Origin of the sequence: Moorena sp. SIO3H5 (assembly GCF_010692395.1) — a bacterium.
In the GTDB taxonomy this organism is placed as follows: domain Bacteria; phylum Cyanobacteriota; class Cyanobacteriia; order Cyanobacteriales; family Coleofasciculaceae; genus Moorena.
On record NZ_JAAHHS010000305.1, the window covers coordinates 1 to 9,500 of the forward strand.

At 42.2% G+C, this 9,500-nt stretch carries 9 protein-coding genes; 2 read left to right on the forward strand and 7 right to left on the reverse strand.

All coding sequences use genetic code 11. The annotated features are described in order from the left end of the window. The first annotated feature begins 141 nt into the window (after positions 1 to 141). Complete coding sequence (locus F6K52_RS26105) at positions 142 to 1,662, forward strand: glycosyltransferase family 39 protein (RefSeq protein WP_293085083.1); 1,521 nt, start codon at positions 142 to 144, stop codon at positions 1,660 to 1,662. Positions 1,663 to 1,757: 95 nt separating this feature from the next. Here the strand turns inward: F6K52_RS26105 and F6K52_RS26110 are convergent, their stop codons facing one another. The 7 genes from F6K52_RS26110 to F6K52_RS26140 all read right to left on the reverse strand — a co-directional run bounded on the left by F6K52_RS26110 (position 1,758) and on the right by F6K52_RS26140 (position 8,073). Beyond that, positions 1,758 to 3,236, reverse strand: coding sequence for a zinc-dependent metalloprotease family protein (locus tag F6K52_RS26110; RefSeq protein WP_293085086.1), 1,479 nt, complete (start codon positions 3,234 to 3,236; stop codon positions 1,758 to 1,760). 321 nt (positions 3,237 to 3,557) lie between these two features. After that, on the reverse strand, positions 3,558 to 3,701 hold the full coding sequence (locus tag F6K52_RS26115; protein ID WP_293085089.1) for a hypothetical protein: 144 nt from the start codon (positions 3,699 to 3,701) through the stop codon (positions 3,558 to 3,560). A 147-nt stretch (positions 3,702 to 3,848) separates the two neighbouring features. Then, entirely contained in the window at positions 3,849 to 4,949 is a 1,101-nt protein-coding gene (locus F6K52_RS26120; protein WP_293085092.1) for a hypothetical protein, read from the reverse strand. Positions 4,950 to 5,414: 465 nt separating this feature from the next. Next, complete coding sequence (locus F6K52_RS26125) at positions 5,415 to 6,014, reverse strand: glutathione binding-like protein (RefSeq protein ID WP_293085095.1); 600 nt, start codon at positions 6,012 to 6,014, stop codon at positions 5,415 to 5,417. Positions 6,015 to 6,168: 154 nt separating this feature from the next. Then, positions 6,169 to 6,516: a thioredoxin gene (trxA, locus tag F6K52_RS26130; protein WP_293085098.1), complete on the reverse strand. Its 348-nt coding sequence runs from the start codon at positions 6,514 to 6,516 to the stop codon at positions 6,169 to 6,171. A 209-nt stretch (positions 6,517 to 6,725) separates the two neighbouring features. Beyond that, positions 6,726 to 7,382: a peroxiredoxin-like family protein gene (locus tag F6K52_RS26135; RefSeq protein WP_293085100.1), complete on the reverse strand. Its 657-nt coding sequence runs from the start codon at positions 7,380 to 7,382 to the stop codon at positions 6,726 to 6,728. A 91-nt stretch (positions 7,383 to 7,473) separates the two neighbouring features. Further along, on the reverse strand, positions 7,474 to 8,073 hold the full coding sequence (locus F6K52_RS26140; protein WP_293085103.1) for a TetR/AcrR family transcriptional regulator: 600 nt from the start codon (positions 8,071 to 8,073) through the stop codon (positions 7,474 to 7,476). A 135-nt stretch (positions 8,074 to 8,208) separates the two neighbouring features. Here F6K52_RS26140 and F6K52_RS26145 point away from each other — a divergent pair, with 135 nt between their 5' ends. After that, positions 8,209 to 9,069, forward strand: a complete 861-nt coding sequence (locus tag F6K52_RS26145; protein WP_293085129.1) for a M15 family metallopeptidase — start codon at positions 8,209 to 8,211, stop codon at positions 9,067 to 9,069. Positions 9,070 to 9,500 lie beyond the last annotated feature (431 nt).

A 9,500-nucleotide genomic window follows, 5' to 3' on the forward strand; every position in this document is an offset into this window, starting at 1 on the left:
AAGGTTGCAGGTTTAAGGTTTAAGGTTTAAAGTTGAAGGTTGGTTGAAGGTTAACCCTTGCTTCGCTACCAATTAACAATCTCCCCATCTCCTCATCTCTCCATCTCCCCATCTCCTCGCGCCCGGGCTCCACACTCGACTATGAATACTACCGAAACCACCCCACAGGCTAGGAAATATTTATTAAATCATTTATTAACCTATATCTCTATCCTTTTTTGCCTATTTGGTTTATTGATTCGCCTGATTCAATACCTGAATAATCGCTCCCTTTGGGGAGATGAGGCGGCGCTGGCGCTAAATATTGTCAACCGTTCTTATGGAGAGTTACTTGCTCCTCTGGACTACAATCAAGCGGCACCAACGGGATTTCTATGGCTAGAAAAGCTGTTTAGTAAATTATTTGGAGATAGTGAATATGCCCTGAGGCTGTTTCCGTTTGTATCCAGTATTGTGTCTATATGGGCATTCTATCGATTAGCTAATCGCTACGCTTCGCCCATGGCTGGGACGATAGCGATTGCATTTTTTGCCTGTCTGCGGTACACGGTTTACTATGCTACGGAGCTGAAGCAGTATTCCAGTGATGTGATGGTAACACTGTTGCTTTGTCTATTACTTATCCCAATTGGTCAGCAAGTTCTCAGGCAAAGACAGATTATTAAAATCAGTGTACTCGGAGCAATGGCGATTTGGGTGTCTTATCCTGCTGTTTTTGTCTTAGCTGGCATTGAACTGGCTTATCTGTTGATTAGTCCAGTGAATAGGTTTAAAACTATCCTTGTCAACCGCTTCGGGATTTATGCTACTTGGCTAGGGAGTTTTGGGCTACTTTATGGGCTAACCATCAGCGGCACCATGGGAAATGATAATCTCATCAGTTCTTGGAACGATAGATTTCCAGATTCTCTATTCGATCTAGTTTGGTTATTGGATGCTTTGGGACGATTCTTCTATCGACCCTTGGGCTTTTTTGGCTTTACTGATGGCATTGCTATTGTTGCCTTTATATTAGGCTGTGTGGTTCTTTACCACAGAAATAGGGTAATTTTACTAGTGCTAACTGCTCCGTTTCTGATCACATTAGTTGCCAGTTATTTACATAAATATCCCTTTCGGGAACGTTTGGTTTTGTTTCTCGCCCCTCTGGCTATCCTGATTATTGCTGAAGGGGTGGCTTTTTTAATCCTTCAATGGCGCTCTAACCATTATAAGCATAATTATACCCATAATTTTAAGCATATAATTTTGAGTATTGTGGGCGTGATGGTGCTATGGTTATTGCTATCCCCTCCCCTATTGCGGGCTAGTAATTTGATGATTCAGCCGGAGTTGGTAGCTGAGATTAAACCAGTAATTGAGTATATTAAATCCCAGGAAAAATTGGGCGATAAGATCTATATTTATTACAAAGGTGAAAATCAATTTCGATACTATGCCCAGAAGTATGTATACTCAGAGGGGGATTATACTTTAGGGAAAAATGATCTCAAGGATATTCAGCAGCTTCGTGGTCAAGAGCGGGTCTGGGTTTTGTTTTCTAATGCTGGCAAGCCCGAGAAAAATGAAGCGGTGTTGTCTGAGTTGGATCGGATTGCTGAGCGGATTGATAGTTTCATACAACCGGGAGCTTTTGTGTATTTATATAGTTTTTTAAAATAGGTGAGTAGTTTCGTACTAACTACTCTAAATTCTCAACATCTCCTTTGACTCCCGAAGATGTTGAGAAAAGCGTCTAAGGCATTAGATTGCAGAGTCTAACCAACTGTGCCAGTAATAGAGTATTGTCCTAAGCTGCCGTAATCAGTATATCCGGTCGCTAAGTTTCCAAGACCCGTACCATCAATGCTTAGATAGTACTGTCCTGGATTGAGGTTAACATTAAAGCTAGCAGACAGAGAACCGATGGGATTAGATAAGCTAATCAGTTGACCAGAAGCATTATATAGTCTAGCTAGAATGTCTAAATTAGCTCCTCGTTCAAAAGCCTTAATATCTAGGGCTATGTTGCCCGTTGTTGAATTGAACTGGAACCAGTCAATGTCGTTATTTTGTTCAATGATGCCATAAGTTTCTACCTGACCATCATTGAAAGATAGGGCTGCTGCAGCGATTTGACTGTTACCATAATCGTCCAGGCGATAGCCAAAACCATTTTGCCCAGTGATGATGTCTAGGTCATCTTCTTGGTTGCTGGCACCGGTATACTCACCTTTGTTCCATTGAGTTAGATTTCTATCGTTGCCCTCTCCCATAATAGGAGCCCACCCTGTTTCGACACTGCCATTGTCATGACCACTGTAATAGTGGTTGGTTAAATTACCGTCATGTGTCAGACCCAAGCTATGACCGACTTCATGGCTAATAGCTTCAGCCACGGCTTTCTCACTACCTCCAGCGCGATTCTCTGAAAAAATAAAAACGGGAGTATCAGTGCCCCAGTTGAATGAATCCATATAAGCCAAACCACCGATACCTTGTTGATACCAGGAACCATCTCCGCCAATCACAACGCGAATGCCCCATTGGGAATCACTATCGCTGGTTTTTTTGAGTTGGTGATCGGAAGGTTGGGCAGTAGTCACATTCACATCAAAGGGACTAAAGTCTTCTGCCACCCGTTGCCAAATGCGCCAAATGGTCTCTGTCTCAGCAGTGGAAAAATTTGAAGTATTCCCATCCGTGTCATAGGCAGGGGTCACAATGGAACTCCCGAAGTTCTGGTTCCATAGGGTATTTGTGGTAGTATCACCATCAAAGTCAAGGTAGATAATGTGGTCTGCGTCTGGATTGCTGTTGAGGGAAAAGACTTGGTTCGGGCTCAAGGGCTGATAGGTATTTGGTTTGGTAGTTGCAGTAATTCCAGTAGTGCTAGTACTTTCAGATAACTCTAAATCATCGGAAACAATGTCATTGCTACCAGAAGCGTAGGGTCTGACCTGGGCAGAGTAAGTGCCATTGGTAGCACTGTAGTTGATCACATTGTTAGCATTGCCACCCTGGAAATAGCTAGCTACCTTTTGGTCGATAAAGTCAAAAATGCCATTGTTGTTAGTGTCCCGATAGAGTCTGAAGTTAGCATGATCACCGGCACTGATATTGTATAGATTGAGGTTAATTTGACCGTTGTTTGAGATACTAAGCTTAAACACATCAGTGCGGTCTAAGATCCTAAGATCCCGATTGCGGCTGATGAGATTGCTGGTGAAAGTGCCTAAATCTTCGAAAGTACCCATGATTCACTCCTGACTTTTTTCTCTGTGAAAAGAAATAGAAATTAGCCCAAAAAATTGATTTTTTTTCAGCTTTACTACATCTACAGCGTAATCAACCACACCTAATTTTATAATTTTTATAAGCCAAGTTTATCAGCTTTTAATTTTGGCGGTGCGACCCGTGACGAATTTAATTCGCTTAGGTCAAGCGCACCGTAACGAAATTAGCTTAATGATCACAGTTGTCAGAGCTGATTGGTAAAGTAAGCTATAATCATGGCGCTGTAATGCTTTCACGGATTTAGTATTAGTTTTAGGCCTGTTCCCTGACATCCATATATGTCAAGATATAGCAATTCTGCGACTTTTGAGGTACAAATTTCTGGTTTTTAGGGAGCAGGGAGCAGGGAGCAGGGAGCAGGGAGCAGGGAGCAGGTAAGAGGGAAAAGGTAAGAGGGAAGAGGTAAAAAATAATGTGTACCTCATGAGTCCTAGAAACGCTATATTTGAGGTATTTATTTTTTTAAAAAAATTAGCTATAAATTAACTCTTATGGATTACGATAAATCCTCAACATCCCTTTTGATTCCGGAAGATGTTGAGGAAAGTTTATAAGGCTAAATATTGAAGGATTTAAGCAATCGTGCCAGTAATAGAGTATTGTCCTAAACTGCCGTAATCACTATATCCGGTATCTAAGTCTCCTTGGCCAGTACCCTCAATGCTTAGATAATACTGTCCTGGATCGAGGTCAACATAAAAGCTAGCATACAGATAACCGATGGGATTAGAAGAGCTAATTAGTTGACCGGATGCATTATATAGGTTAGCCAGAATGTCTAAATTAGGTCCTCGCTCAAAAGGGTCAATATATAGGTCTATGTTGCCCGTTGTTGAATTGAAGGTGAACCAGTCAATGTCGGTATTTTGTTCAATAATGCCATAAGTTTCTACCTCACCATCATTGATGGATAGCGCTGCTGCACCGATGAGACTGTTGCTATAATCATCCTCGCGATAGCCAAAACCATTTTGCGAAGTGATTATTTCTAGGTCATCTTCTTTGTTGGTGGCACCGGTATACTCACCTTTGCTCCATTGAGTTAGATTGTTAATGCCGTTTCCCATAATAGGAGTCCACGCTGTTTCGTCACTGCCATTTTCATGACCTTCGTAGTACTCGTTGCTGAACTGACCGTCATGTTTAAGACCCAAGGTATGACCGACTTCATGGCTAATAGTTTCAGCTACGTCTAACTCCTGATTGTCTGCAGCCGCATTCTCTGAAAAAGCAAAGGTAGGGGTATCAATGTTGTCGTTGAATGAATTAAGATGAGCCAGACCAAGGTTAGGTGGGCCAGCCCAGGAACCATCTCCGCCAATCACAACGCGAATGCCCCATTGGGAATCACTATCGCTGGTTTTTTTGAGTTGGTCATCGGAAGGTTGGGCAGTAGTCACATTCACATTAAAGGGAATAAAGTCTTCTGCCACCCGTTGCCAAATGTGCCAAATACTCTCTCTCTCAGCAGTTGAGAAATTTGAAGTATCCCCATCCGTGTCATAGGCAGGGCTTATAATTGTAGGATGTTCGTGGTAATCGTTCCAGTCAGTACCTGTGGTGGTGTGACCATCAAAGTCTAGGTAGATTATGTGGTCTGCTCCTGGGTTGCTGTTAAGAGAAAAGACTTGGTTGGGGTTAAAGGGCTGATAGGTATTTGGTTTGCTTGTCACAGTAGTTCCAGTTGAACTTAATCGCTATTCGCTATTGGGTGCATTTCATGTTTGTAAAAAAGCGAGATGCACCCTCGGTATTTTACAGATAATTAAGCCCACCTACTTATTTGTAAGCCAAGTTTATAAACTCTTAATTTTTGGGGTGCGACCCGTGGCGAATTTAATTTGCCACGGTCAAGTTTACTTTAACGAAATTAGCTTAATAATCACAAAAATCCGCCTGTTGTGTAATTGAGTAAACACTAAAAAAGCTTTTGAAATCCTTGATTAGAATACACCAGATTTAATAGTGTTAGACCAGCATTTTAGTTGATGTAGTGTGGGCAGTGCAGCCGACAGATCAGATCAGTTGGCAATTGGCTTGGTAGGCACTGCCCAGCTAGGATTAATAAGGTTCAACTTTGAACTTTTAACTTTGAACTTTCAACTTTGAACTTTCAACTTTGAACTTTCAACAAACCTTTAAACTGCCATGCCCCGTTCCACAGCAGGTCGCTGCTGCATTGTCTCGACCCAACGTTTGAGGTGGGGATGGTTATCTAGGGTGACTCCCAAATACTCATAGACAGCTACCCAAGGATAAGTAGCTATGTCGGCAATGGAGTAGTCTCCAACAATGAATTCCTGTTTTCCTAATTGCTGATCTAAGACACCAAACAGACGTAGGGTTTCTTTTTCATAGCGATCGATAGCATAGGGAATCTGTTCTGTAGCAAAGCGTCGGAAGTGACTCAGTTGACCAAACATTGGTCCAACGCTTGCCATCTGGAACATCAGCCATTCAATCACTTGTATTCTTGCTGCTGTATCGGTTGGCAACAACTTGCCTGTCTTTTCTGCTAAATAAATTAGAATTGCTCCTGACTCGAAAACTTTTATACCAGTATCCTGGTCAAGGATAGCAGGAATTTTACTATTGGGATTGATTGCTACATATTCGGGAGTAAACTGTTCTCCCTTGGTTATGTCAATTTTGTGAATGGTGTAGGGAAGTCCTACTTCTTCGAGCATGATAGCAGGTTTCCGTCCGTTAGGTGTGGAAAAGGTATATAGGTCAATCATGATTATTTTATCTGAATTTATCCCTGATTGTATTTAAGTGCTTACCACAAATTTTGAGTCTATAAAGATAATTGTTAATGGGCAATTAGCTATTACCAATGATTTTTTACCGATTACCCATTACCAATTACCCATTATCCGAGCAATTACCTCTTTAGACAGAAATGAGATTAGTTAGGGCATTAATTTTTTCAACCAGAACCGATTTCCGCACAAGACCTTCAAAGCGTTCAACTACTTTACCTTGGTTTAAAAATAATAGGGAAGGAATTGCTTCAATGTGATACTGGCTGGCTAGTTGTTCGTAGTCATCAACATTTAATTTGCCTACTTTGACAACTCCATCAAATTCTGTGGCTAATTCAGTGACGATGGGATTCATTACTCGACAAGGACCACACCATGGTGCCCAAAAATCTACTATGACTGGAATGGAACTGTTGAGAACTTCGGTTTCAAAGTTATCGTAAGTTAGGGTAATATATTTTGCAGTTTCTGACATAGTTCAATTTCTCCTAAACTAGGAATTACTGTTGACTGTTGATTGATAGCTATCAGTTATCAGCTATCAGCTATCAGTGATTGACTGTAGCCCAGGCTACTTATACCAAATCCTGTTCCCATACCCCCCTTATCCCCATAGCCCTAGATTGCTGGCATAAAAAGTTTGAGCGATTTTTCTAAAGGGGTAATGACCAAGCGGATTTGGTATTATACGGCTACAGCCAGGGTTTGTAATGCGCTGACAATTTCTTCTGGGTCAAGTCGCTTGGTGTAATCTAGATCAACGAAGGCATGGGTGATAGTTCCATCGGAATTAATCACATAGGTGGCGGCAATGGGTAATTCAAAGGTTTTATCGCCGTTGTGGGCAGGTAAATCAATGCCAAAGCTTTGGTAAACTGGTCGGAGCTCTTCTGTTACGGTGAAGACTAGACCAAACTCTTTGGCAATTTTATTCCCAACATCGCTGAGTACTTCAAAGGTTAGGTGGTTTTTTTCTGTAGTGGACAGGGAATTATCGGGAGTTTGAGGGGAAATAGCGACTAGGGTTGCACCATTATTTTGAATTTCTGGTAAGAATTGCTGCAATGCTCGTAATTCTAGGTTGCAGTAAGGACACCACTGACCCCGGTAGAAGGAAATGACTACGGCTCCGGTGGCTAGTAGGTCTTGCAATTCTACAGGTTTACCGACGGCATTAGGCAGGGTAAAGTTAGGGGCTTTGTCGCCAACCTTGAGGCTATTGTCTACAATGCCAGAATTAGCGAGGTCTTCCCCTGCTTTTGCCATGATGGCTTTGGCTTCTTCTGGTAGCTTAGCGCTAAGCTGGGTATTTAGGTTAATCAAGTCTTGGGTTAAGGTCATGATTTCCTCCTGGTTAGATTATACTTGAACAATCGTTCCAATTAAGAGCAAAAAAAATTACTCTGTCGATTTACTCTGTCAATTTACTGTCTCAATCGAGAACGGAAAGTATGACCTTGACAATAGCTCTTAGGGTTTCTGGGTCTTGGTTAACTTTGGATATAACCCGCAACCCTTGTATACTACTGGTGAAATATTGGGCTAATGCCTGAAGGTCATGGTTGGTTGTGATTTCCCCTTGCTCCCTTGCTGTGGATAAGGCTTTTTTAAAGGCGTTTTCCACTGAGCGCAGATTAGCAGCAATCCGGGATTTAGTCTGTGGATCGTGGGGACACAGTTCAACAGCGGTGTTGGTGAGCAAGCAGCCTCGATGGTCTTTATCGTCTACAGCCCCTTCGATGAGGTTGTAGAAAAAGTCGATAATGGCTTGCTTTGAGGCTGTGGGGGCTTGTAGGGATGCGATCGCATTTTTTACACAGGTATCATTGTAATGAGCGATCGCAGCCAGGAATAGGGAACGTTTGTCACCAAAGGTGTCGTATAGACTGCCTCGGTTAATCCCCATGGTTTTGACCAAGTCCTGCATTGAGGTTCCTTCATAGCCATAAAGCCAAAAGGTTTCCATGGCTTTTTCTAGAACATCTTCTGGATCAAAGGTTTTGTGCCTTGCCATCACCGTTGCTGAACTCATAGATATACTATAACAATTCTGGAACGATTGGTCAAGTAATCCAGTTGCTTCCCTGACACTGCATCGGATGTTGAGTAACGATAAGTATGTAATAAATAAATGTAATAATTTGGATGTCAGTGCAGGAGTGGACTATTGAATAACCCAGGTCTCCCGGGCGAACCACCAAACCTTTCTGAGGTAACAGAGGTAGTAGTAGATGATATTCCCGAGGCAGTAAGGGATAGACAAGATATCAAACCCCGGTCTCGTTGGCAGGTCACCTTACTAATTATTGGACTATTGGCAATAGGAGGAATCGCCTTTAGCCTGATTCCAATGGAACCAACTCCTGAAGCTCAGTCCAAGTCGGGTGAAGCAACATCGACTCAAAGTCAGACAGAAGCTAGTTCACAGAGTCCACAAGCTAGTCTAAACAATACGGGTAATGATGCTGATAACATTCTGGGACACTTACCCTACTCTGAAGTGAATGGCTCACAACTGGAACCAATTACCCGTGATGGCCGGATCAAACTGGAGGCTGCAGCAGCTCGGAAATACAAATCAATGGCAGCCGCAGCAAGAAGACAGGGGGTAACCCTAGTGCCAATTTCGGGTTTCCGTTCGGTGGACCAGCAAAAGTACCTGTTTTTTCAAGTAAAGGAACAGCGAGGACAGGTGGCTAGTAAACGGGCTGAGGTAAGTGCTCCTCCTGGCTACAGTGAGCATCACACTGGTTATGCGATTGATATTGGGGATGCCATGACACCAGCTACCAACCTGAGTCCTGAGTTTGAGAATACGTCAGCCTTTAAGTGGTTGGAAAAGAATGCAGCTTTCTACAGCTTTGAGTTGTCTTTTCCTAGAGACAATCCCCAAGGAATTAGTTATGAGCCTTGGCACTGGAGGTTTGTGGGAGATACCAAAAGCTTGGAAACGTTCTACAAAGGTAAGAAACCTATTCCTGCTCCTTCTCCTCCATCGGAAACACCAAAGTTTGAGGATGAAGTATGAAGGTTAGCTGGTTGAAGGTTAGCTGGTTGAAGGTTAGCTGGTTGAAGGTTGAAGGTTAGCTGGTTGAAGGTTGAAGCTTAGCTGGTTGAACGAGATTGCGTGGCCTTTTGGCCAAGGTTTAAATATGAAGGATGAAAGGCTTGGATACTTGGATCCACAGTAAAAATTGCAATTAATAATTAAAAATTTATATTATGTTTATATAAAAAATTATCAAAAAAAGTTTTTTATAAATAGTAGGTAATATCCCTCCTATTTATCGTTTATCTGTTCCCTATTCCCTGTTCCCTGATCCCTATTCCCTGTTCCCTATTCCCTATTCCCTGTTCCCTGTTACCTATTCCCTACTATTCATAATTGTTCCAAAAAACATGATATAACTAACAATGATGTAACAAGTAACCAAGAACAAATGCAACAAATTGCGCTGA

Coding starts and splice junctions, on each gene's coding strand:
- F6K52_RS26105 (WP_293085083.1), top strand. CDS start 142: ATGAATACTACCGAAACCACCCCACAGGCTAGGAAATATTTATTAAAT.
- F6K52_RS26140 (WP_293085103.1), bottom strand. CDS start 8,073: ATGAGTTCAGCAACGGTGATGGCAAGGCACAAAACCTTTGATCCAGAA.
- trxA (WP_293085098.1), bottom strand. CDS start 6,516: ATGTCAGAAACTGCAAAATATATTACCCTAACTTACGATAACTTTGAA.
- F6K52_RS26125 (WP_293085095.1), bottom strand. CDS start 6,014: ATGATTGACCTATATACCTTTTCCACACCTAACGGACGGAAACCTGCT.
- F6K52_RS26135 (WP_293085100.1), bottom strand. CDS start 7,382: ATGACCTTAACCCAAGACTTGATTAACCTAAATACCCAGCTTAGCGCT.
- F6K52_RS26110 (WP_293085086.1), bottom strand. CDS start 3,236: ATGGGTACTTTCGAAGATTTAGGCACTTTCACCAGCAATCTCATCAGC.
- F6K52_RS26115 (WP_293085089.1), bottom strand. CDS start 3,701: ATGAGGTACACATTATTTTTTACCTCTTCCCTCTTACCTTTTCCCTCT.